General features: G+C 54.4%; 22 protein-coding genes. 20 read left to right on the plus strand and 2 right to left on the minus strand.

Annotation, left to right across the window (positions count from 1 at the left end):
- Positions 1 to 91: 91 nt before the first annotated feature.
- The 3 genes from KDC22_RS13610 to KDC22_RS13620 are packed head-to-tail and all read left to right on the plus strand — an operon-like array spanning position 92 to position 4,085.
- Positions 92 to 1,768, plus strand: coding sequence for a spore germination protein (locus KDC22_RS13610; RefSeq protein WP_211723423.1), 1,677 nt, complete (start codon positions 92 to 94; stop codon positions 1,766 to 1,768).
- Positions 1,758 to 2,960, plus strand: a complete 1,203-nt coding sequence (locus KDC22_RS13615; RefSeq protein WP_211723424.1) for a Ger(x)C family spore germination protein — start codon at positions 1,758 to 1,760, stop codon at positions 2,958 to 2,960. The genes KDC22_RS13610 and KDC22_RS13615 overlap by 11 nt, the downstream gene beginning before the upstream one ends.
- A 24-nt stretch (positions 2,961 to 2,984) precedes the next feature.
- Positions 2,985 to 4,085: a GerAB/ArcD/ProY family transporter gene (locus tag KDC22_RS13620; RefSeq protein ID WP_211723425.1), complete on the plus strand. Its 1,101-nt coding sequence runs from the start codon at positions 2,985 to 2,987 to the stop codon at positions 4,083 to 4,085.
- Here the strand turns inward: KDC22_RS13620 and KDC22_RS13625 are convergent.
- Positions 4,058 to 4,315 (minus strand): hypothetical protein, encoded by a 258-nt coding sequence (locus KDC22_RS13625; RefSeq protein ID WP_211723426.1) that lies wholly within the window; start codon positions 4,313 to 4,315, stop codon positions 4,058 to 4,060. The two genes, KDC22_RS13620 and KDC22_RS13625, sit on opposite strands and share 28 nt — an antisense overlap.
- A gap of 163 nt (positions 4,316 to 4,478) precedes the next feature.
- Here KDC22_RS13625 and KDC22_RS13630 point away from each other — a divergent pair, with 163 nt between their 5' ends.
- The 16 genes from KDC22_RS13630 (at position 4,479) to spoVM (ending at position 21,758) form a co-directional block, all read left to right on the plus strand.
- On the plus strand, positions 4,479 to 6,353 hold the full coding sequence (locus KDC22_RS13630) for a bifunctional homocysteine S-methyltransferase/methylenetetrahydrofolate reductase (protein WP_211723427.1): 1,875 nt from the start codon (positions 4,479 to 4,481) through the stop codon (positions 6,351 to 6,353).
- 38 nt (positions 6,354 to 6,391) lie between these two features.
- A complete protein-coding gene (locus KDC22_RS13635) occupies positions 6,392 to 7,288 on the plus strand; it encodes a YicC/YloC family endoribonuclease (RefSeq protein WP_211723428.1) in 897 nt (298 codons plus the stop codon).
- A 51-nt stretch (positions 7,289 to 7,339) separates the two neighbouring features.
- Positions 7,340 to 7,600 carry an extracellular matrix/biofilm regulator RemA gene (gene remA, locus KDC22_RS13640; RefSeq protein WP_006209218.1) on the plus strand — a complete coding sequence of 87 codons (261 nt, stop codon included), beginning with the start codon at positions 7,340 to 7,342 and terminating at the stop codon, positions 7,598 to 7,600.
- A gap of 18 nt (positions 7,601 to 7,618) precedes the next feature.
- Complete coding sequence (gmk, locus tag KDC22_RS13645; protein ID WP_173126280.1) at positions 7,619 to 8,188, plus strand: guanylate kinase; 570 nt, start codon at positions 7,619 to 7,621, stop codon at positions 8,186 to 8,188.
- Positions 8,189 to 8,242: 54 nt separating this feature from the next.
- Positions 8,243 to 8,443 carry a DNA-directed RNA polymerase subunit omega gene (gene rpoZ / locus KDC22_RS13650; protein ID WP_036694519.1) on the plus strand — a complete coding sequence of 67 codons (201 nt, stop codon included), beginning with the start codon at positions 8,243 to 8,245 and terminating at the stop codon, positions 8,441 to 8,443.
- A gap of 247 nt (positions 8,444 to 8,690) precedes the next feature.
- Complete coding sequence (coaBC, locus tag KDC22_RS13655; protein ID WP_211724033.1) at positions 8,691 to 9,926, plus strand: bifunctional phosphopantothenoylcysteine decarboxylase/phosphopantothenate--cysteine ligase CoaBC; 1,236 nt, start codon at positions 8,691 to 8,693, stop codon at positions 9,924 to 9,926.
- The gene (gene priA / locus KDC22_RS13660) at positions 9,926 to 12,457 is read left to right on the plus strand and encodes a primosomal protein N' (protein WP_211723429.1); all 2,532 of its coding nucleotides are present in this window, start codon (positions 9,926 to 9,928) and stop codon (positions 12,455 to 12,457) included. The genes coaBC and priA overlap by 1 nt, the downstream gene beginning before the upstream one ends.
- Before the next feature lie 97 nt (positions 12,458 to 12,554).
- Positions 12,555 to 13,040 (plus strand): peptide deformylase, encoded by a 486-nt coding sequence (gene def / locus KDC22_RS13665; protein ID WP_173126286.1) that lies wholly within the window; start codon positions 12,555 to 12,557, stop codon positions 13,038 to 13,040.
- 5 nt (positions 13,041 to 13,045) lie between these two features.
- Positions 13,046 to 13,987, plus strand: coding sequence for a methionyl-tRNA formyltransferase (gene fmt, locus KDC22_RS13670; RefSeq protein ID WP_211723430.1), 942 nt, complete (start codon positions 13,046 to 13,048; stop codon positions 13,985 to 13,987).
- A complete protein-coding gene (gene rsmB, locus KDC22_RS13675; RefSeq protein WP_211723431.1) occupies positions 13,984 to 15,465 on the plus strand; it encodes a 16S rRNA (cytosine(967)-C(5))-methyltransferase RsmB in 1,482 nt (493 codons plus the stop codon). The genes fmt and rsmB overlap by 4 nt, the downstream gene beginning before the upstream one ends.
- Before the next feature lie 151 nt (positions 15,466 to 15,616).
- Positions 15,617 to 16,657, plus strand: a complete 1,041-nt coding sequence (gene rlmN, locus KDC22_RS13680; RefSeq protein ID WP_173126294.1) for a dual-specificity RNA methyltransferase RlmN — start codon at positions 15,617 to 15,619, stop codon at positions 16,655 to 16,657.
- Positions 16,658 to 16,663: 6 nt separating this feature from the next.
- Complete coding sequence (locus KDC22_RS13685) at positions 16,664 to 17,440, plus strand: Stp1/IreP family PP2C-type Ser/Thr phosphatase (protein WP_173126297.1); 777 nt, start codon at positions 16,664 to 16,666, stop codon at positions 17,438 to 17,440.
- Positions 17,437 to 19,698, plus strand: coding sequence for a Stk1 family PASTA domain-containing Ser/Thr kinase (gene pknB / locus KDC22_RS13690; RefSeq protein ID WP_211723432.1), 2,262 nt, complete (start codon positions 17,437 to 17,439; stop codon positions 19,696 to 19,698). Before KDC22_RS13685 ends, pknB begins: the two co-directional genes overlap by 4 nt.
- 110 nt (positions 19,699 to 19,808) lie before the next feature.
- Entirely contained in the window at positions 19,809 to 20,714 is a 906-nt protein-coding gene (rsgA, locus tag KDC22_RS13695) for a ribosome small subunit-dependent GTPase A (RefSeq protein WP_211723433.1), read from the plus strand.
- A 4-nt stretch (positions 20,715 to 20,718) separates the two neighbouring features.
- Complete coding sequence (gene rpe / locus KDC22_RS13700) at positions 20,719 to 21,387, plus strand: ribulose-phosphate 3-epimerase (RefSeq protein WP_211723434.1); 669 nt, start codon at positions 20,719 to 20,721, stop codon at positions 21,385 to 21,387.
- Between the two features lie 290 nt (positions 21,388 to 21,677).
- Complete coding sequence (gene spoVM / locus KDC22_RS13705; protein ID WP_020431362.1) at positions 21,678 to 21,758, plus strand: stage V sporulation protein SpoVM; 81 nt, start codon at positions 21,678 to 21,680, stop codon at positions 21,756 to 21,758.
- 172 nt (positions 21,759 to 21,930) lie between these two features.
- Here the strand turns inward: spoVM and rpmB are convergent, their stop codons facing one another.
- Positions 21,931 to 22,119, minus strand: coding sequence for a 50S ribosomal protein L28 (rpmB, locus tag KDC22_RS13710; RefSeq protein WP_042175942.1), 189 nt, complete (start codon positions 22,117 to 22,119; stop codon positions 21,931 to 21,933).
- A gap of 191 nt (positions 22,120 to 22,310) precedes the next feature.
- On the opposite strand from rpmB, the gene KDC22_RS13715 reads away from it, so the two are divergent.
- Entirely contained in the window at positions 22,311 to 24,095 is a 1,785-nt protein-coding gene (locus tag KDC22_RS13715) for a DAK2 domain-containing protein (protein WP_211723435.1), read from the plus strand.
- Positions 24,096 to 24,137 lie beyond the last annotated feature (42 nt).

Here is a 24,137-nt window from a genome sequence, read left to right on the forward strand (position 1 = left end):
ATGGCAGCCCTTATGGCAGGCCGGCCGAATAATGGCAGAGATATCCGCGAATAATAGAATTTTGGATGAATCAGGAAGGGATGAAGCGGAGATGAAGTCAGGGTCAAACCATAAAGCGCAGGCACCAGGAACAGGCTCCGCAACGGGCCAACAGCCAGGCAGTGTCCCTCTGGGCCTGGCGGATACCGTAGCCCAAAGTCTGATCAACCTTCAGACTGAGCTTGGCGACAGCCCGGATCTCAAGATCCGCAGAATCCGGATTGGCGGAGACAGCCGGATAGAAGCGGCCGCAGTTCATCTCAGCGGGCTGGCGGATACTGTGGCTGTGAATGAATTCGTAATAGGGTCCCTGCTGGACAATACGGATGACCTGCTCCGGGACAAGCCGGCGGACGGCGCCGGTTCTTCCCGTGAACAATCTCCGCTTCCGCAGGTTATCCTAAGCCGCGCCCTCGCCATCGGCGACGCGGTTCTTCAGGAGGAATGGAAGGAGATTATGCTGGCCATTCTCTCCGGGGATACGGCAATCCTGATGGAGGGCTGCCTCGAAGCCATCATTTGTGATACCAGGGGCGGGGAACAGCGGGCCGTCAGCGAGCCCTCCTCCCAGCTTGTGGTCCGTGGGCCGAAGGACGGGTTCGTCGAGTCAGTGGCTACGAATATTGCCCTGATCCGCCGCAGAATCAAATCCTCCAAGCTGCACCTGGAGGTAATGAAGATCGGTTCAGAGACACATACCCATGTGGCTCTGATGTATATGAAGGGAGTGGCCGGGGAGGATCTGGTCCAGGAGGTCAGAGAACGCCTGCGTAAGATTGCCTTAGAAGAAGTGCTGGAGTCGGGTTTTATTGAAGAGCTGATCCAGGATAAGACGTTCACGCCGCTTCCTACCATATACAATTCGGAACGGCCGGATGTCGCCGCAGGCAATCTGCTCGAAGGCCGGGTGGTGATTATTGTGGACGGTACCCCGTTTGTGCTGATTCTTCCGGCGGTCTTTACGCAGTTTTTTCAGTCTGCCGAAGATTATTCCCAGCGCTTTGATATTGCCATATTGATGCGTCTGGTGCGTTATTTGAGCTTCCTTGTCCTGATTCTGGGTCCTTCTGTATATCTCGCGCTGACCACCTATCATTATGAGATGATTCCGACCACGCTGCTGATTAATCTGCTCTCCCAGCGGGAGAATGTTCCCTTCCCGGCTTTTGTAGAGCTGCTGCTGATGGAGACGGCATTTGAAATTCTGCGTGAAGCCGGGGTGCGTATGCCGCGCGCCATCGGGCAGACGGTGTCCGTGGTCGGAGCGCTGATTCTGGGAACGGCGGTGGTAGAGGCCGGAATTATTACGCCAATCATGGTTATCGTAGTTGCGTTGACCGGGATTGCCAGCTTTGCCATTCCGGCGTATAACATGGCGATTGCCGGCAGAATTATCCGGTTTGCTTTTCTGATCCTGGCGAGTTTGTTCGGCTTCTATGGAATTACACTGGGACTGATTGTATTTGTGGCCCATATGAGCAGTCTGCGTTCCTTCGGTGTACCTTACCTATTCCCCTTCGTACCTCTCTCGGTCAACGGGCAGAAGGATACCATTCTCAGACTCCCGCTCTGGGTCGTAGGGCGCGACAAAACACCGAAGCAGATGAGTAAGGAGCTGCCGGAGTATATGCAGTTAACCACAGGCCATGACGAGCAGCTGCCGCCGCTCATTCTCAAGAATGATACTCCTGAAGGGCGGGGAATGGAGGGGGAGCCCGATGAGAAATAGATCCTTTTGCCTGAGCCTGGCCCTGCTGCTGGTCCTTCAAGTGCTGCTAACAGGCTGCTGGGACAATGTTGAACTCAACCGGCGGGCCATTATTTCCGGAGTGGCGATCGACAGGGGGGATTCGGAGGCTGAGAAGTACAAGCTTTCTTTCCAAGTGATTGTGGCGGAGGAAATATCCGGGGAGAAGAGCAGGGGAATCTCGCCGGTTGCTCTCTACACAGGGGTAGGCCGGACGATGTTCGAGGCGCTCGCGGACGCTTCCCGCCAGACGGCACGCTTCTTATCGCTGGGACATGTGCGGGTCCTGGTGATCTCCGAGAAGTTCGCCCGCGAAGGCATCAAGGACATCCTGGATGTACTGGAACGGGAGAGTGATACCCGGCTTAACAGCGAGATTTTTATCACCAAGGGACAGCCTGCGCGCGAATTGATGTCTACCATGACGGTGTTCAGCAAAATCCCGGCCAATGACCTGGTAGAGAAGCTGGAGACGACCTCCAAGCAATTTGGGTATAACTTCAGGATGGCAGTAGATGACGTAATCCGGGGAATTCAGATCAGGGGAGGCGGTCCGATCATCAATGGGGTATATACCAGCGGAGACCGTGAACAGGCAGGCAGCAATGAGAGCCTGAAGAATATCGAACCCCGGACAGTCCTGAGAGTCTCCGGGCTGGCGGCATTCAAGGATGACCAATTGAAGGGCTGGCTTACAGGCGATGCCGCGCTGGGTACCGCTCTGCTGCATAATAAGCTCAAGGAGTATCCGAGCCTGATCAAAGATAAGGAGGGCGGTTATATTTCCTTCAATATCTATCAATCCCAGGTGACACTGAAGGTCCAGTCGGCAGACCCGGAGCATCCCGTCATTACTGTCAAAATCACGCAGCAGGCTGCGCTCAAGGAATCTCCGAATACGCTGGATCTTACTTCTCCCCGGGTGCTGGATGAGCTGTCGGACCAGCTTACAGAAGAGACAGTGAGACAGATTAAGGCGGCCGTAAGTGCTGCCAGAGGATTTAAGAGTGATTATCTCGGCTTTGGACAAGCACTTCAGCGTAAGAACCCTCGTGGCTGGAAGAAGGTCAAGGATCATTGGGAAGAGGTATTTACCACCTGTGGAATCCAATTCGAGGCGGATGTAGTCATCCGGCATACGGATATGCGCGGTAATTCTTTTCAAATCTATTAAGTTTACAGGGGAGGAGAATCAGGGATGGGGAAGGTCAAAATTGGATTGGGCGAGTTTTTTTGCTTGACGATTCTGTTTGAACTGGGCACGGCGCTGGTTGTTAATCTGGGCATGGAGTCAGGCCGGGATGCGTGGCTCTCCATTCTGCTCGGCTGTGTGGCCGGGCTAATTGTGTTCAGCGGGTATGCCTATCTCTACCGGAAGCAGCCGGATCTGCCTTTTACAACCTATACGAGGAAGCTGCTCGGCAAATATATCGGGACCCCGGTAGCCCTGGCATACATTATTCTCTACATTAATCTTGCCGCCCGGGATCTGCGCGATGGCAGCTCTATGCTGGCTATGGCGACTATGCACAACACGCCCCTGTTCATCCTCAGTACCCTGATGCTGCTATCGGGAGCCTATGTGCTGCATAAGGGAATAGAGGTGCTGGGCAGAACTTCCATGGTATTTGCGGTGGTGGTGATGCTGATCGGCCTGTTCGGGACCCTGATGCTGATGCTCTCGGGATCGATCAATCTTAACAGATTGTTGCCGGTACTTGAGAATGGAATCCAGCCGGTGCTGGCCTCGGTTATTCATCAGAATTATATGTTTCCGTTCGGGGAGATGGTGTGCTTCACGATGCTGATGCCTTATCTGGCAAATGTCAAAAAAGGCCCGTGGGTCATTGCCGCCGCCATGCTGTTCTCCGCGCTTTTGCTCAGCTTCACTATGGCATTGAACATTTCTGTCCTGGGTGAGGATATTGTGGAACGCTCCCCGCTCCCGCTGATGCCGACGATCAGCAAGATTTCCATTTCGGATTTCATTCAGCGGGTAGATATTTTCGTGGTCATGGTGCTGATTATCGGAGTTTTTTTCAAAATGGCGGTATTCTTCGCTGCGGCGCTGGTCGGAATTTCCGAGCTGTTCCGGATGCCGTACCGCAGGATGCTCTATCCCTGTGCGCTGATCATTCTGTTCACCTCTATGCTGGATGCGCGCAGCTTCATTGAACATCTGGATGAGGGAGGGACCCTGCTGTACAGGGTATATCCTTATTTCATGGTGGTAATTCCGGTAGTACTGGTGATTGTAACGGCGGTCCGCGATCATTTCTCCGCCCCCCGGCCAGGCTGATTCCCGCGAACCCAATAGATGGCGTCCGGAATGATCAGAAGCAGCAGCAGTGCAGCCGCAGTCAGCTTCTCGGAAGCGGTGTACAGCAGATAGTTCAGAATGTAGCTGATATTCCCCAGGCCATAGCCCAGCATCCAGTCCGTCAGGTACAGATATAGCACTGAGAGCGCAGACAGCAGGAGGATCACGGCATATTTGCGCAGCAGCAGCTTCCTTGTATTCTTCTTCATTTCACAGGCTCCTCTGCAAAGATTAGGAGTAGTATAAATCAATTGCCGGACCCGCATACAAGGAAAAGCAGCCGCAGCCTAAATTGCCTGCTAAAGCTTATCATCCATCCCGTTTTATGTTACATTAGTATGAAACTAATGTCAGTTGGGGGAGGTTCTTGCGGTGAAGCCGGATTTGCGCTCTGCATGGGAGAAGAACGTATTAGTCGGAGACGGAGCGATGGGAACCTTTTTGTATCAGAAGGGTTTCCCTGTCGGCATCTCTTATGAGGAATTGAATCTGACCTCTCCGGAGGTAATTGAGGATGTGCACCGGAGCTACATTAATGCCGGTGCTGTACTGCTGGAGAGTAACACATACTCGGCCAACTACGACAAGCTGTCCAAGTTCGGTCTGGAATCCAAGGTTGCGGATATCAACCGTGCGGGGGTCAGAATTGCCCGCAAGGCTGCCGGAGAGAACGGTTATGTCGTCGGTGCAATCGGTTCGATCCGCGCCGGTAAGCGGGCCAATCTGTCCGCTTCCGAGCTGAAGAGATTCTTCTCGCAGCAGATTGCGGCACTCCTGGAAGAAGCGCCGGACGGGATTATGCTGGAGACCTTCTATGATGTCGAAGAGCTTCATCTGGCGCTTAAGGCTGTGCGCAAGCTCAGTGCTCTACCGGTGATCTGCCAGCTGGCTGTAGATGATTCGGCGCGGACGCTGGACGGGTTAACCCTGCCGGAAGCCTTCCATATTCTGCAGCAGGACGGAGCGGATGTCATCGGCTTCAACTGCAACACCGGACCGAACGGAATCAAGCGTGCGCTGGGTACGCTTCAGGGCAAGCTGGTGCTTCCGGTGTCGATCTATCCGAATGCAGGGGTAGCGGATTATGTGGACGGACAGTACCGCTATGGGGCTTCACCGGAATATTTCGGCCAGATGGCTCCGGTCTTCGCGGACATGGGCAGCCGGATCATCGGAGGCTGCTGCGGTACCACACCCCGGCATATTGAAGAGATCTCTGCTGCACTCAAGGGTTATGTGGTTGAACCGCTGCCTGAACCTGCTGAAGCTGTAACGGCTGAACGGATTGCTGTACAGGAGCATCTGGCAGTGGACCAGGGACAGGGCGGCGGCGAACCGACGCTTGTGGATCTGGTGAAGGAACGTCATACCGTCATCGTGGAGCTTGATCCTCCGCGTGATCTGGACATCGCGAAGTTCATGCGCGGGGCAGAGGCGCTGCGCCGGGCCGGAGCCGACGCGCTGACACTCGCCGATAATTCGCTTGCCGTAACCCGGATGAGCAATATGGCGCTCGGACATCTGGTGCAGGCCCGCACGGGTCTGCGGCCGCTGGTGCATGTGGCCTGCCGTGACCGCAATCTGATTGGCACACAGTCGCATCTGATGGGCTTCGACGCGCTGGGCATTGACCATGTTCTGGCTGTGACCGGAGACCCCGCACGATTCGGGGACCTGCCGGGCTCAAGCTCGATTTATGACCTGACCTCTTTCGAAATCATACGTATGATCAAGCAGTTGAATGACGGTATAGCCTTCTCCGGCAAGCCGCTCAAGCAAAAGGCCAAGTTCGTCATCGGCGCAGCCTTCAATCCCAACGTCAAGCATCTGGACAAAGCGGTGGAGCGGCTGGAGAAGAAGATTGCCTCGGGTGCGGATTATATCATGACCCAGCCCGTGTATGATCCTGAATTGATTGCCCGTATTGCCAAGGCCACCCGGCATCTGGATATTCCGATCTTCATCGGGATCATGCCGCTGGCCAGCGGCCGGAATGCGGAGTATCTTCATAATGAGGTTCCGGGCATTCAGCTATCCGCCGAGGTGCGCAGCCGGATGCAGGGGCTCGAAGGCGAAGCGGGACGGGCTGAAGGAGTTATGATCGCCAAGGAGCTGCTGGATGCGGTGATTCCGCATTTTAACGGCATTTATCTGATTACGCCATTTATGTTCTATGATATGAGTGTGCAGCTGTTAGAGTATATTTGGGAGAAGCAGGGACGGCAATTATCCCCCTTGTTTCGCTAGTAAGAATCAATTACAATAGTGTAATGGATGTGATTCCGTTGTCATTTAGTATGACCGGATACGGTCAGTCAGCCCTGCCATTCGGCGGTTACAAGATTACCTTCGAAGTGAAATCGGTGAATAACCGGTACTGCGAAGTTGTGCTGCGGATGCCCCGGGAATGGACGGGTTATGAGGATATGCTGCGCAGATTGGTTCAGGCTCATATCAGACGGGGACGGGTAGATGTCATTATTAATAGGGAACTTACCGATGGAGCGGCTGACGCGCATGCGCTGGACCGCAATATGGTGAAGTCCTATCTTGACGCAGCGGAAGCACTGGTCCGGGAGTATGGCTTCAAGGGGGAGTTAACCCTTCGGGATATTCTTGCTATGCCCGGTGTGATGGACGCTAAGGAAGAGGCTTCTCCTGCTCCAGCAGATTCCTCCGGGGAACTTGCCGGTCTTCTGGAGAAGGGGCTTCATCTTAGTCTGGAGGCTCTGCTGGAGATGCGTAGCCGTGAAGGTGCCTATCTGACAGCAGATCTGACCCGGCGGCTTGACCGTCTGGAAGAGCTGCACACCGGGATTAGCGCGCTTGCCCCTCTGGTGGTTGAGGAATACCGCGAGAAGCTGCGGCAGCGGCTTAGCCTGCTGAATGACGGGAGCTTCCCATGGGATGAGCATAAATTCGGCATGGAAGTTGCCATTTTTGCCGACCGCTGCAATATAGATGAGGAGCTAACCCGGCTCTATAGCCATTTCGGCCAGTGCCGGGCGCTGCTGCTAGGCAGTGAGCCTGTCGGACGCAAGCTGGATTTTCTTATTCAGGAGATGAACAGGGAGACCAACACAATCGGGTCGAAGTGCAATCATCTGGCAGTAGTGAATCTCACGCTTGATATGAAGGCGGAGCTTGAGAAGATTCGTGAACAAGCGGCGAATTTAGAATGACAGGGACCTGAAGCATGCAATGATGGAATTTATGGGGGGAACAACCGGAACATGGCAATCAAATTAATCAACATCGGCTTTGGGAATATCGTGTCAGCCAACCGTATTATTTCCATTGTCAGCCCGGAATCGGCGCCGATTAAGAGAATTATACAGGAGGCCAGAGACAGGCATATGCTGATCGATGCCACCTACGGAAGGCGGACAAGGGCTGTTATTATTACGGATAGCGATCATGTGATTCTCTCGGCTGTACAGCCTGAGACCGTTGCTCACCGCCTATCCAGCAAAGATGACGATAACGACGAATAACAACAATTGGAGTGTATTATGTCAAAAGGATTGCTGATTATACTGTCCGGCCCTTCCGGTGTCGGCAAAGGTACGGTCTGCACTGCGCTGCGGCCGAGAATGCCTGAACTCGTCTATTCTGTTTCTGCCACCACACGCTTGCCGCGTTCGGGTGAAGAGGACGGAGTCAATTACTTTTTCAAATCCAGAGAGCAGTTCGCCGACATGATTGAAGGCGACAAGCTGCTGGAATATGCGGAGTACGTAGGCAATTATTACGGTACTCCGCGTGATTTTGTAGAGAGAACACTTGAGAGCGGAAGAGATATTATTCTGGAGATCGAGGTTCAGGGAGCTCTCAAAGTCAAAGAGAAATTTCCCGAAGGGATCTTTGTATTCCTTCTTCCCCCGTCCATGGACGAGTTGAAGGACCGTATTCGCGGACGCGGAACAGAGCATCCTGATGTGATCAGCCACCGCATGTCTGTGGCAGAGGACGAGATCGGTTTGATCCGGCATTATGATTATGCCGTAGTGAATGATGAGATTGATCTGGCCTGCAAGCGAATAGAAAGCATCATTATCGCCGAACATTGTAAGGTGCGATGAACGGTTCAACAGGATTGGTCCATATTTACAGTAAAAGATGAAGAGGTGCCTTACATGCTATATCCATCCATTGACGAACTGGTGACTAAGGTCGACAGCAAGTATTCCCTGGTAGTCGCTTCAGCCCGCCGGGCCAGAGCGCTGCGTGAAGGCGGCAAGACCGATATCGTTGCGCCTAAATCGCATAAGTATGTTGGTGTTGCACTTGAAGAGATCTATGAAGACCGTATTATTGTAACGCGCGGCGAGGAATAGGACGGATCTAACGGCACAGGGCACTAGAGGCCTGGTGCAATAGAGAATCCGTATATTTCCCGCTGAAATGGTGCCGTCTGGACAAGGGCGGCAGTGCCATTTCTGCCGGGTAAGTAATTTTATATTTTGACAATAGCCCGTACCGGGCTGTTCCTGACAACCGGAAGGTTGTTATTTTTTTCTCTATTGATAAGGATATGTGCAGGTCTATATAGATGGGTACAGACTTCAGAAGCGGGGGGAGAGCATAGTGAAGAGCTTACAAGGGAAGTCCATTATACTTGGAATTACAGGCGGAATTGCTGCGTACAAGGCGGCTGCATTGACCAGCAAGCTTACCCAGAAGGGCGCCAAGGTGCATGTCATCATGACAGCATCGGCCAAGCAGTTCATTACGGAGCTGACGCTCCAGTCCTTGTCGAAGCAGCGGGTGTTCAGTGATACTTTTCAGGAACGCGACCCGTCTTCGATCTCGCATATTGATCTGGCGGATTCCGCCGACCTGGTCCTGATCGCTCCGGCTACCGCCAATATTATCGCCAAAATGGCCCATGGACTGGCAGATGATATGCTGTCAACTACGCTCCTTGCCGTTACAGCGCCTATTATGGTAGCTCCGGCAATGAATGTCCATATGTATCAGCATCCGGCGGTTATCAGCAATATGGATACACTGTATAAGCGGGGTGTACAGTTTATTGAGCCCGGAGAAGGCCAATTGGCCTGCGGTTATGTGGGCAAGGGACGGCTGGAGGAGCCGGAGACGATTGTGAAGGTGGTTGAGAACTTTTTTGTTAGGCAACAGGAGCAGGAATCCGGACCGCTTACCGGCAAAAAAATAGTGATTACCGCAGGCGGCACCGTGGAGCGTATTGATCCGGTCCGTTATATCTCCAATGATTCCTCGGGCAAAATGGGCTTCGCTCTGGCGCGTGCTGCACGTGCTATGGGGGCCGAAGTGACGCTGATCGCCGCACGTACCGATGAAGCGCCGCCTCTTGACCCGGCTATTCATCTGGTCCGCGTCGGATCGGCACAGGATATGTATGAGGCGGTTATGGACCGCTGGACGGATTGCGATATTATGGTCAAAGCGGCCGCGGTTGCGGATTACCGGCCGAGACAGAGCAGCGAATCCAAGATTAAAAAAAGCGGCGACACCCTGACGCTTGAGCTGGTGAAGACGACCGATATTCTGGAGAGTCTGGGGAAAAATAAGGATAAGCAGTTCCTGATCGGCTTTGCCGCCGAAACCGGAAACACCGAATTCTACGCCAGGGACAAGCTGATCCGCAAGAATCTCGATCTGGTTGTGGCCAATGATGTGACGCTGGAGGGTGCCGGATTCGGTACGGACACTAACATCGTGAAGGTCTATGATATCGAAGGGCTGGTCCTTGATCTTCCGCTGGCTTCCAAGGATGAGGTAGCGCGCCAAGTACTGCAGCTGGCTGCAGACCGTGTTGCCGGAGCTTTATTATAATGGATATTGCCAAGGTCATTGTCGATGTTCCTGTACGCAGCACCGACCGGCCGTTTGACTATATTATTCCGGATTCACTGAAATTGTGGATTGAAGTTGGCAGCCGGGTAGCGGTGCCGTTTGGCCCCCGCACGGTTCAGGGATTCGTGGTGTCACTGGAGTCGGGAGAGACCGGCAGCGTGTCCCGGATGAAGCCGATTGTGGAAGTGCTGGATCTGCTGCCGCCGTTATCACCGGAGCTGGTAGAGCTGGCGGATTGGATGAGTCAACGCTATGCCTGCAGACGGATCTCCGCACTGCAGGCTATGCTTCCGACTGCCCTGAAGGGCAAAGCGGAGCGGCTGATCTCGCTCGGAGATACCGAGGAAGCGGGCAATCCTCCCGGAGACGAGCTGTTTCCGCTCTTCCTGGAGCCGGACAACGAAGAACAGCAGATTATAGACTTCGTAAGACGCCACAGCGAGGTGTCCATGAAGCTGCTGACCCGAACCTTCCCTGAAGCCGCTGAAACTGTGAAGTTTATGGTGCGGCGCGGAGTGCTGGCAGAGAGCCAGTCCATCAAGGACAAGATGGGCAAAAAGAAGCTGAAGGCCGTAGACCTGGCCACCTCTCTGTCGGCAGCCCGTGAGTCGCTGGCTGGCTTCCCGGCACGTTCCGCGCGCCAGAAGGAAGTGCTGTCGTACCTGATTGATATGGAAGCGATGCTCCCCATGCCGCTCAAGGATATTCTGTCGATCCTCCAGGTTACAGCGGGGACAGTGAAAGCGCTGGAAGACAAAGGTTATATTGAGATCAGTGAAATCGAAGTCTACCGTGATCCTTACCGTGGCCGCGACTTCAAGCCAACGGCTCCGCTGCCGTTGACAGCGGAGCAAGAGGTGGTCTACAAGCGGATTGTCGGGACTGTTGAGCAGCAGATTCATGAAGTCTTCCTGCTGCATGGGGTGACCGGCAGCGGAAAGACGGAGATTTATCTCCAGTGTATTCAGCGCTGCATAGAGCAGGGGCGGCAGGCGGTAGTATTAGTGCCTGAGATCGCCCTGACTCCGCAGATGGTAGAACGATTCAAGGGCCGGTTCGGCAGCGGGGTGGCTGTGATGCACAGCCGGTTGTCGGTCGGTGAACGTTACGACGAGTGGCGCAAGATCCGCGAAGGCAAGGCGATGGTTGCCGTGGGGGCGCGTTCTGCGGTATTTGCCCCCTTTGCCAACCTGGGGCTGATTATCATGGACGAGGAGCATGAAGGCTCTTATAAGCAGGAGGAGAATCCGAAGTACCATGCCCGTGATGTGGCTGTCCGCAGGGCGGAACAGGGCGGAGCCGTAGTTATTCTTGGTTCGGCAACCCCTTCGCTGGAGAGCTACCATGCGGCAAGATCGCAGAGCGATATCCATTTCTCCCCGGTTCTGCTGGAGATGCCAAGCCGTGCACTCGGTAACGAGCTGCCGAAGGTGGATGTCATTGACATGCGCGAGGAGCTTAAGGAAGGCAACCGCTCCATGTTCAGCCGCAGGCTGCATGCCGCTCTGGTGAGCAGGCTCGAACGCGGCGAACAGACCGTGCTGCTGCTGAACCGCAGGGGCTTCTCGACCTTCGTGATGTGCCGCAGCTGCGGCTATGTCGCCGGTTGCCCTGAATGCGATATCTCGCTGACCTACCACAGCCGCAGCGACAATCTGCGCTGCCACTACTGCGGCCATGCGGAGCCTGCCCCGAAGCTGTGCCCCGAATGCGGCAGCGAGCATATCCGCTTCTTCGGAACAGGTACCCAGCGGGTAGAAGAGGAGCTGGGCAAGCTGTTCCCCGGCATCCGGGTTATACGTATGGATGTGGATACAACGACTGAGAAGGGCTCGCATGAGAAGCTGCTCAACCAGTTCCGGGACAAGAAGGCCGATGTGCTGCTCGGTACACAAATGGTAGCCAAAGGACTCGACTTCCCCGATGTAACGCTGGTGGGGGTCATTACTGCCGATTCTGCGCTCAATCTGCCGGATTTCCGGGCGGCGGAGAAGACCTTCCAGCTGCTTACGCAGGTTGCAGGGCGTGCAGGACGGCATCAGCTTCCCGGCGAGGTGGTGGTGCAGTCGTATACACCCGAGCATTATTCGATTATTCATGCCAGCGGGCATGATTACCGGAGCTTCGTCCGGGACGAGCTGAAGCACCGCAAGGAGCTGCATTATCCGCCGTATTGCCGCCTGATTCTGGTCACCTTGTCGCATGAGCAGCTTCCGCTGCTGCTGAAGCTTGCAGAGAACTATGCGCTGAGCATCCAGGGCAAGGCCAGACAGCTGCGCTGGTACGGGAGCCTTGACAAGCTCTCCTCGGATGCGCTGGATCTGCTGGGGCCTGTGGCTTCGCCGCTCCCCCGGCTGAAGAGCCGTTACCGGTTCCAGTGTATTATTAAATGGCGTGGTGCGATTGATGCTATCGGTCTGGCCCGCCAGGTAGCAGAAGAGCTGGAGGATTCTGTCCGCGATAAAGGACTGCAGATCAGCATTGATGTCGATCCCCAGATGTTGATGTAATTCTCCGGCGTGTTACAATGGTAAGGCAGTTTTTATGATATTCCCCTCATATACTATAGAAATTAGATATGTTCAGAACAAGGATGGTGTTTGTGTAATGGCAATCAGGCTGATTGTGAAAGAACCGGATGAAGTGCTCCACAAGAAAGCAAAAACCGTAACAACCGTTACTCCCAATGTGAAAAAACTGCTCGACGATATGGCAGATACGATGTATGACGCAGAAGGCGTAGGTCTTGCAGCCCCGCAGGTGGGAATCCTGAAACGGCTGATCGTAGTGGATGCCGATGAAGAGCACGGGCTGATCAAGCTGATCAATCCGGAGATCATCAGTATGGAGGGGGAGCAGCTCGGACCCGAAGGCTGCCTGAGTATTCCCGGCTTGAACGGAGATGTCCGCCGTGCAGAGACGGTGACCGTACGCGGCCTGAACCGCGAAGGGGAAGAAGTTACCATTACCGGAAGCGGCCTGCTGGCCCGGGCTTTTCAGCATGAGATCGACCATCTGAATGGCGTGCTGTTCACAGATATCGCTGAGAAGGTCTATGAATATACGGCAGAACGCAGTGAAACTGAGGAGTGAATGAAATGAAAATAGTGTTCATGGGAACCCCTGCCTTTGCGGTTCCCTCCCTGCGGATGCTGCTGGAAGAAGGCTATGAGGTAGTGGCCGTAGTGACCCAGCCGGACCGTCCGCAAGGCCGCAAGAAGACGCTGGCGCCATCTCCGGTGAAGGAAGCAGCACTGGAGCTTGGACTGCCTGTTCTTCAGCCTGAACGGCTGCGCCGTGCCGAGGCGGTAGCTGAGCTGGCTGCCTATGAGCCGGATCTGATTGTTACAGCCGCTTATGGACAGATTCTGCCGAAGAGTGTGCTTGAGCTGCCGCAGAACGGATGTGTGAACGTCCACGGCTCGCTGCTGCCCAAATACCGGGGCGGGGCCCCGATCCAGCGCTGCATTATAAACGGCGAGAAGGTGACCGGTGTAACGCTGATGTACATGGCGGAAGGACTGGACACCGGCGATATGATCTCACGGGTCCTTGTGCCGATTGAGGATGAGGATACCTCCGGTACGCTGTTTGAGAAGCTTAGCGTAGCGGGCCGCGATCTGCTGAAGGCGGAGATGCCGCGCCTGGCAGCCGGCCGTGTGGAAGCCACTGTGCAGGATGACAGCGAAGCAACCTATGCGCCGAATCTGAGCCGTGAAGATGAGCGGATGGACTGGACTAGAAGTTCACTCGATATCTATAACCAGATTCGCGGTCTTGTACCGTTCTCGGGGGCCTTCACCCTGTGGAACGGCGAGACCTTCAAGGCATGGGCTGCAGCGAAACCGCAGGCGGCTGAAGCTGCTGGAAGCAGCGCTGCTCCGGGCACGGTGCTGTCTGTGAGTGAAAGCGGTGTTGAGGTGAAGACCGGTGACGGGACTCTCCGGCTTACGACCGTTCAGCCTGCCGGCAAAAAAGCCATGAGCGCAGCCGACTTCAGCCGCGGGACAACCCTTGCGCCCGGAACGGTGCTCGGTTGAGCGCGGGCGGCAAGGGAGGAAGCGGACCGCGTCCGCATAATACCGGCAATAAGCCTGCAGCTGCCAGCCGCAGGTCCGGCCAATCCGGAGGGGCCGGCAAAGGAAATCCGGGCAGTAAGCCCTCTGCGCCAGCTTCTGCGCGTGAGGTTGCCCTCGATGTTCTTGTCCGTGTAGAGCAGCAGGGTGCCTACAGCAACCTGCTGCTCGGCAGCAGCCTCCAGAAAGCGGAGCTTAGCCGTGAAGATACGGGACTGGCTACAGAGCTGGTCTACGGAAGCCTCTCGCGGATGATTACACTGGATTATGTACTCGGCAGCTTCGTCAGCAAAGGTCTTGCCAAGCTGGAGCCCTGGGTGCGGAGTCTGCTGCGAATGAGCCTGTATCAGATTATGTATCTGGACCGGGTGCCTTCCCATGCGGCGGTTAATGAAGCTGTGAATATCTCCAAGAAACGCGGCCATCAGGGGATCTCGGGCATGGTCAACGGTGTATTGCGCAGTGTGCTGCGGGCCGGCGAACTGCCGGTCTTGCCAGAGGGGCTTAGCCGGGAGGAACGGATCTCCATCCTGCACTCCCATCCCCTGTGGATGGTGCAGCGCTGGTCGGCGGAATATGGCGCGGACACGGCTGAAGCCATGTGTGCTGCGAATAATGAGCCGCCGGCTGTCAGTGTCCGTGTCAACACGACGATGATTAGCCGTGAGGCGATGCTGGCTGAGCTGCTCGCTTCCGGTCTGGATGCCGCCGAATCGAAGGTGAGTCCCTTCGGGCTGGTCGTCAGAGGCGGCGGCAATCTGGCACTTACCTCCTGGTACAGGGAAGGTTATCTGTCCGTTCAGGACGAGAGCTCCATGCTGGTGGCTGAAGCTGTCGCTCCTGAAGCCGGTATGAAGGTGCTGGACTGCTGCGCTGCCCCGGGCGGCAAAAGTGCCCATATGGGCGAATTGATGCGGGATGAAGGCTCTATCCTTGCCAATGACCTGCATGAGCATAAGGCGAAGCTTATTGCAGAGCAGGCTGCACGCCTGGGCCTGGAATGTATCACAACCGCTAGCGGTGATGCGCTGGAGCTGGGGGACTCTCTCCAGCCGGAATCCTATGACCGGATTCTGCTGGACGCTCCCTGCTCGGGGCTTGGGGTTATCCGCCGCAAGCCTGATTTGAAATGGCGGAAGCAGCCCGGCGATGTGGCCAGCGTGGCTGCGCTGCAGCTGGAGCTGCTGCAATCGGTCTCCGGGCTGCTGAAGCCGGGAGGGGTGCTGGTCTACAGCACCTGTACAACGGAGCAGGAGGAGAACAGCCGGGTTGTCGCCGATTTCCTGGACCGCAATCCGGGCTTTGCTCCGGTCACCTTCGAGTCCGCCGTCTGGGAACGGCTGGAGGGAACCGCGCTTGCTGCGGGGGCAGGCATGCAGCTGCTCCCCCATCATTATGGAAGCGACGGCTTCTATATTGCCCGGCTGGAACGGCGCTTGTAATATAGTGGCTTCGCCTGGAATGACAGCTTTCCCGCCCGCAGAGCGCCTGCGCGGCGGGCTTTTCTTTTACCGTCTCTGAGTTTTGTGTTAAAATAGGAAGAATGAGAAACAATATGCATATAATTTATGAAAGCACAGGTGCAAACAACCAATGAAACCTTTAATATATGATTTTTCTTTAGAAGAGTTACAGCAATGGGCCAAGGACAACGGAGAGCCGGCTTTTCGCGGCGGCCAGATATTCGACTGGCTTTATGTGAAGCGGGTCAATGATTTTGAATCCATGAGCAATCTCTCCAAGGCACTCCGGGGCAAGCTTGCCGACCAGTTCAGCATTTCGGCGCTTACTGAGATTACGAAGCTGGAGTCCAAGGACGGCACTGTGAAATTCCTGTTCGGTCTGCATGATGATCATGCGATTGAGACAGTTATCATGAAGCATAACTACGGCAACAGCGTATGTGTAACCACCCAGGTGGGCTGCCGCATCGGTTGTACCTTCTGCGCCTCTACACTTGGCGGTCTGAAGCGGGATTTGACCGCAGGCGAGATTGTGGCCCAGGTTGTCCGTTCCCAGCAGATTCTTGATGCACGCGGCGAACGTGTCAGCAGCATTGTTATTATGGGGACAGGCGAGCCCTTCGAGAACTATGACGCAACCATGAGATTCCTCCGTCTGATGATTCATGAGAAGGGCCTGAACATTGGCCAGCGCCACATCACCGTATCCACCAGCGGAATTGTGCCGAATATCTACAAATTCGCTGATGAAGATACGCAGATTAATCTGGCGATCTCAATTCACGCGCCTAATGATGCCCTCCGTTCCAAGCTGATGCCGGTTAACCGCCGTTATCCGTTCGATGATGTAATCGAGTCGCTGCGCTACTATCAGGCCAAGACAGGCCGCCGGGTCAGCTTCGAGTACGCTTTGATCGGAGGCGTGAACGATCAGCCGGAGCATGCGGAGGAATTGGCCGGTGTGCTGAAGACGATGCTCTGCCATGTGAATCTGATTCCGGTCAATCATGTGCCTGAGCGCAAGTATGTCCGGACTTCCCGCAATGATATCTTTGAATTTCAGCGTATACTGGCCGATCATGGCGTGAATGTTACTATACGCCGTGAGCAGGGCCATGATATTGCCGCCGCATGCGGTCAGCTGCGCGCCAAACATATGGAGTTGGGGTGAGGATATTTGATCAGAACAGTTCAAGCCAGCGACATTGGCCGGGTACGTACGGTCAATGAGGATTCAGTCTGGATCGGCGCAACGCGCCACGGTTATACCCTCGGCATTATAGCCGACGGAATGGGGGGACATTTGGCTGGCGACACCGCAAGCAGGCTTGCACTGGAGACGGTCCGGGATATTCTGGACCAGCTGCAGCCTGATCTTCCCGAGGCAGAGCTGAAGGAGGCGCTGACTGCTGCCATTATGGAAGCCAATAACACGGTTCACAGAGAAGCCCAGAGCGATGAGAAGTTCCACAATATGGGGACCACCATCGTTGCTGCGCTGCTGAAGGGGTCGGCCGGATATATCGGCCATATCGGGGATAGCAGGGCGTATCTGATTCAGAACGGTGAAGCGAAACAACTAACCGAGGACCACACGCTGGTGAATGAGCTGTTCAAGAACGGCCAGATCAGTCTGGAGGAGCTGGACAATCATCCGCGCCGCAATGTGCTGACCAGGGCACTGGGGACAGATACAGTGGTGTCGGCGGATCTGGCTTCAGTTACGCTTGCTATTGGTGAACTCCTGCTGCTGTGCAGCGACGGGCTCAGCAATTATGTCAGCCAGGAGCATCTGGGCAAGGTGGCCGGGATTAATGAAATATCTCTGGAAGAAAGAGCAGAACGATTACTTCAACTGGCATTGCTTGCGGGCGGCAGCGACAATATAAGCGTTGCTATGCTGGAACATCAAGGAGAGGCCGCAGTGCCCGAGACAAAGGAGTGGGAAAGATGATCGGTCACGAATTGGGCGGCCGTTACCAAGTTATCGAACGGATCGGCGGAGGTGGCATGGCGCTCGTCTATAGAGCCCATGATATTCTGCTCAACCGGAATGTTGCTATCAAAGTATTGCGCAATCAGTTTGTGCATGATGAGGAATTCATCCGCCGCTTCCGGCGGGAGGCGCAATCAGCGGCATCTCTATCTCATCCCAACGTAGTCAGCATATACGATGTCGGCCAGGAAGATGAAGTCCATTATATCGTTATGGAGTATATTGAAGGCAAGAACCTGAATGAAATTATCAAAGAGCGGGCACCGCTGCAGGTCGATGAGTCCGTGCGGATTGCTTCGCAGATTTGCGATGCGCTGGATCATGCGCATATGAACCAGATTATTCACCGTGATATTAAACCTCATAATATTCTGATCGGCCGTAACGGGCGGGTGAAAGTCACGGACTTCGGGATTGCCCGGGCGGTTACGTCAACTACCATTACCCAGACAGGTTCTGTCGTGGGTTCGGTGCATTATTTCTCGCCGGAGCATGCCAAAGGCGTGACTACAGGAGAGAAGTCCGACCTGTATTCCCTGGGGATCGTAATCTATCAGATGCTTACCGGAGTGCTGCCTTTTCTGGGGGAAAGCCCGATCAGTGTGGCGCTGAAGCATCTGCAGGAGGAATTCGAGGAGCCGCGCCTGCTGAATCCGCTAATTCCGCAAAGCGTGGAGAATGTGATTCTGAAATCCATGCGCAAGAATCCCGAGGAGCGGTATCAGTCGGCCAAGCAAATGCTGCAGGATCTGGAGACCTGTCTGCTGCCTGAGCGGCGGAGTGAGGCCAAGGTCTTGTTTCAGGATGACGATGATGAGGACCGAACGCGCATCATTCCGGCGATCAAACCGCTTCAGCGGGGGCTTGGCAGCCGCGCCGGAGACGAGCGGATCCGCAGTATGGAGGATGCCCCGCCTGCTGTTCCCGAGAAGCGCAAACGGAGCCGTACAGCGCTGTGGATCAGCCTTACCCTGGTCATTCTGATCGCTATGGGTGGAGTCGTGTGGTATGTTAACTCCAAATTGTCTGTCGATGAAGTAGCGGTGCCTGTGGTTACAGGCAAGACCTTTGAGCAAGCCAAAGCAGAGCTTGAAGCTGCAGGCCTCTTTGCCGAGGAACCGCCGCTGCAGGATTACAATCCTAATTTTGAAGAGAATGTTGTCTGGAAGCAGAGCAAGACTAATACCATGGTCAAAGAAGGCACTCATATTATTCTGACGGTTAGTACCGCTAAGACTCTGCCTAAGCTTAAGGACGTTTCGGGTAAGAGTTATAATGACGCGGTCAAAGAACTAATTGCTGCGGGGATTGCAGAGAGCCGGATCACCGAGGACCCGCGGTTCAGCAAGGATTACCCCGAAGGGCAGGTTATCAGCTCTGAACCGGCTGCCGACACGGAATACGATCCTGAGACGGTAACCGTGAAGCTGATCGTGAGCAAAGGCGAAGAGAACACCCCGATGCCGGACCTCATTGGGAAGACGGAGAAGGAAGCCAAGGCCGAGCTTGATAAGGCGGGTCTCGTACTGGACGCGGTCAAGGAAGAGCCGAGCTTCATCCACGAGAAGGGCAAGGTTACGAAGCAGTGGGCCTATGAGCCCGGGGATCTGGTCCCTCCAGGTGAGAAGATCACGATCTATATCAGTACAGGATATCCCCCGGAGGCTCTGGAATTTACGTTCAATGTTCCTGTAGCACCGGCCGCAGACGGCAAGAAGAGCAAGATCCGTATCGTGTTTGCGGATGCGCGCAACGGGGGCGAGAACCAGGAGTGGGGCACCCGCACGATTGGCAAAAGCCAGACCTTGTCCGTGAATATGCTGCTTGCCCCTAACAAGGATGGTATGGTTTCTGTATACCGTGACGGGAAGTTCCTGGAGACTTATCCTATAACGTATGTGGATGTCAAGAATAACACTGTTCAGCAGCCTGAGCCTCCTCCGGTTCAGACACAGACGCCTGAACCTACCGTTGCCCCAACAGAGACGCCTGTCCCTGCCCCTGACCCGACAATAGAGCCTGAGATTCTGCCGCCGGATACGGGGGAAGGCGATGGGACAGGGGAGACCGATCAGACAGGTCTCTTACCGGATAACGAACAGAGTAATAACGCGCTGGCCTCTGCCGAGAGCAAGGGGAATGAGAACAGCAACAACAGTAAGGGCAAGAACAACAAACCAGGCAAGGATAAAGATACAAATAATAATAAGAGATAAGCTTCAGTGATACCGCCGGCAACACCGGCAGGACTGAAGCAGCGTAAATGACCCGGGGGTTCCACACTTGGGTCATTTGCGCAATATCAGGAGAGGAAGGCTCAGCATGTATGCCTGAAGGAATCATAATTAAAGCGCTAAGCGGATATTACTATGTGAAGCCGCTCAAGGATGGACAGATCGCCACAGAAGAAGAGGCCGTGCAATGCCGGGGACGCGGAATCCTGAAGAAAAGAGGGATTGCGCCGCTGGTCGGGGACAGGATTCTCTATATGCTGACCGAGAACGGGGAGGGAATGGTGGATGAGCTGCTCCCCCGTGAATCCGAGCTGATCCGCCCGCAAGTGGCGAATGTGAAGCTGGCGGTGCTGCTGTTCTCCGTCCGGGAACCGGATATGAATCTTAACCTGCTGGACAAGTTCCTGGTTCATATCGAGCATTCCGGTCTTGATACGCTGATTGTGCTCACGAAGCAGGATTTGGCAGACGATGACGGCCGGGCTACGGAAGCCGTCAAAGCCCTATATGAGCAGATCGGATACGAAGTATTGGTCACAAGCTCGCTGAACGGGTCAGGCGCAGATGAACTGAAACAGCGTCTGGCCGGAATCATCAGTGTGTTCTCGGGGCAGTCAGGCGTAGGCAAGTCCACGCTGCTGAACCGTCTTGTGCCGGGCCTTGAGCTGGAGACGGGCGAGATCAGCCTCCGCCTCGGACGCGGCCGGCATACGACGCGCCATGTAGAGCTGATGGATATAGGAAATGGCGGATTTGTGGCCGATACCCCGGGCTTCAGCCAGCTGGACTTTCTGGAGCTGGGAGTGGACGAGCTGTCGGAGTGCTTCCGGGAGTTCGCTCCATATGCGGAGAACTGCAAATTCCGCGGCTGTAGCCATCTGCACGAACCGGGCTGTAAGGTGATTGAGGCCTGGAAATCAGGGGATATAGCAGATAGCCGGTATGATCATTACAAGCTGTTCTTCAATGAAATGAAAGATAAAAAGCGGAGGTACTAAACACATGGTTAAAATTGCTCCTTCCATATTGTCAGCAGATTTCGCGGCGCTTGGCGCAGAGGTGGCAGAAGCTGAAGCCAGCGGTGCGGACTGGATTCATGTAGATGTGATGGACGGACATTTTGTGCCGAATATTACGCTCGGTCCCGCTATTTGTGCAGCCGTGAGGGCGCATACCTCGCTGCCGCTGGATGTTCATCTGATGATAGAGCATCCGGAAAACTATATTGCTGATTTTGCTGCTGCGGGTGCTTCTGTAATTACGGTACATGCGGAGGCCTGCGTACATCTGCACCGTGTAGTGCACCAGATCAAGGAACTCGGACTGATGGCCGGTGTGGCCATTAATCCGGGCACACCGGCAGCGGCTGTGCGTGAAGTCCTGGCGGATGTGGATCTGGTGCTGGTTATGACCGTCAATCCGGGCTTCGGCGGGCAGGCGTTCATTCCGCGCACCCTGCATAAGATCACACAGCTCCGGGAATGGGCCAAGGAGATGAACCACAAGGGCTTGCATATTGAGGTGGACGGCGGTATTGCCGAAGCCACTGCACCGCTGGTAGCTGAAGCAGGGGCTGACGTTCTGGTGGCAGGCAACGCCGTGTTTGGACGCAGTGACCGCGCAGGGGCAATTAAGGCTATCCGTGAGGCGGCGGACAACGCTGTCCGTTAAGAGATAAGGCTGTACCTGATCTGCAGCAATCGTAGACTAAAGGTATAGGCCAAGTAGTGCGCGCATAAATATGGTTACATGAGCAGAAATCTCATGTAGCCTTTTTTTAGATAGAAGACTTTATACTGTTATAAAGGATTCTTCTATTTCCCGCTGTAACAGAAGCCTTCTCTTCGGAGGACAGAGCTGTTACTGCTTGGTACAACAAGGGAGGTCTGCAGTTCGTTGGTACATTTATTAAGACAGGATAGTCTCCTACGGCACGGCATGAATTGATGGGAGGGTTAATCATGAAATTTTACACGTTTAAGCTGCCAAGATTTTTGGGAGGTTTTGTTAAAGCGATTTTGAACACGTTTCAGAAGAGTTGAGCGCAAGCAGACAAGTAGATATGGAAAAAAAGCACCTTACGAATGTAAAGGGTGCTTTTTGCTTCAAATATAATATCTTCTATTCTCGCTGAAACGGATACCGTCTAAGTAAGGACGGCATGTCCGTTTCTACTTGGTATGAGATATCGCTAGCTCCAGGAATAATCCGGGACTAGACGCGTTCAACTTTGCCGGCTTTCAAAGCACGGGTGCTGACGTACACGCGTTTCGGTTTGCCGTTCACCAGGATACGGACCTTCTGAACGTTAACTCCCCAAGAGCGACGGTTGCGGTTGTTAGCGTGAGACACGTGGTTGCCGCTTCCCGGTTTCTTGCCTGTTACTGTACATGTGCGGGACATAGATTACACCTCCTTGTTACTTACACCTGCGTAAAACAATACTTAAATATCATATCACAGCAAAATTTGCTTCGTCAACCGATTCAAAAACATTTATTTCTGCAGACTCTTATAGTACAATATAACTTAGTGCATTATGTCCAGTTAATCATTGAATTGATTAGGCATGAAGTTAGGAAGGGGAATTCTCATTGAGTAAGCGTTCTATAAACGGGACAGATTTTACCGCAATGGTACTAGCAGGTGCGGAAAAGCTGCAGCAGCATGCCGAGCATGTCAATTCACTGAATGTATTTCCGGTACCGGATGGAGATACGGGAACGAACATGAATCTGACAATGACCGCAGGCGCGAACGAATTGAAGAGAAATAATACGGCCTCTGTCGGTCAATGTGCAAGCGTTCTGTCGAAGGGACTACTGATGGGCGCACGGGGGAACTCCGGCGTTATTTTGTCACAGCTGTTCAGAGGTCTTGGACGTTATGCCGCCCAATATGATGAACTTAACACGCAGCAGTTCGCTGCAGCTCTGCAGACCGGTGTGGATACCGCTTATAAGGCAGTAGTCAAGCCGGTTGAAGGTACCATTCTTACGGTTGCCAAAGAAGCGGCAAGACATGCGGTGTATTATGCCCGCCGTACTACGGATATTGTCGAGCTGATGACCGAGGTGCTGGCCAAAGCCAAGGAAGCATTAGCCCATACGCCTGAGCTTCTGCCTGTACTGAAGCAGGTTGGAGTAGTGGATTCCGGCGGCCAGGGTCTGGTCTATATCTATGAAGGCTTCCACCAGCATCTGACCAGCGGATCAGTCTCTGCACCTGTACAGACGCCTGTGCAAGGACAAGCCGCAGCTCCTGCATCCGTGCCGGCAGCAGTACTAACCAAACCAGAGAATGTGTTGTCTTCTGTACAGTCTTCGGCGCAATCTCAGCTCTCTACGGAAGACATTGAATTTTTATATGATATGGAATTTTTCATCAACCGTCAGATTGGCCCGTCCGTGAAATCGGATTTTGATGAGGAAGCCTTTAGGAAAGCGTTATCAGTTAACGGTGACTCCATTATCGTGATTTCGGATGATGAGACCATCAAGGTCCATGTGCATTCCAAGACTCCCGGAGAGGTGCTGAATCTGGCTCTTGTCCACGGGGAGATCACCCAGATTCACATTCTTAACATGCGTGAGCAGCACCGTGACCTGCTGACTGCCGGAATGGACATCGCGCCAATGCCGGATGTGTTCGCCGATATCCCGGAAGAGAAGGCCAGCGTACAGTCGCCGGCGGTCCCGCCTGCAGATGATATGGCGCCTTACGGCTTCATTGCGGTCTCCTCGGGAGACGGGATCTCGGATATCTTCCGCAGCCTGGGTGTGGATGCAATTCTGGCCGGCGGCCAGACGATGAATCCCAGCACAGAGGATTTCGTGAATGCGATCTCTTCCATTTCCGCGAAGCATATCTACATTCTGCCGAATAACTCCAATATCGTCCTGGCTGCACAGCAGGCTAAGGAGCTGCTGGAAGGCGAACGCGATATTACGGTGATTCCGAGCAAGAGTATTCCCCAAGGGATCTCGGCCGCCTTTGCCTTCCAGGAAGACGATAGTGTAGATGCCAATACCAGCAACATGCTGGAGGCGATTGCCCAGGTCAAATCCGGCCAGGTTACGAATGCGGTACGGGATACCGTCATTGAGGATCTGGAGATCAAATCCGGGCAGTACATCGGCATTGAGAGCTCCAAGATTGTCGCTGCTGCTGATGAGCTGCTCGCGGTAAGCCAGCAGCTGCTTACCAGTATGCTCGTGAACGGCGATGAAATCGTGACTGTACTGACAGGTGCAGATACCGAAGCAGACGTTACGGAGGCCCTTGGAAGCTGGCTGGAAGAGACATACCCGCAGGTTGAGGTTGAGATTCATGAAGGCGGCCAGCCGCTGTACTATTATCTTTTCTCAGTGGAGCCATAGACCTCTTAGAGCTTAAGCATTAAGCAGGCACAGTGGATCAGC

Source organism: Paenibacillus tritici, assembly GCF_018207515.1.
GTDB classification, from domain to species: domain Bacteria; phylum Bacillota; class Bacilli; order Paenibacillales; family Paenibacillaceae; genus Paenibacillus_AQ; species Paenibacillus_AQ tritici.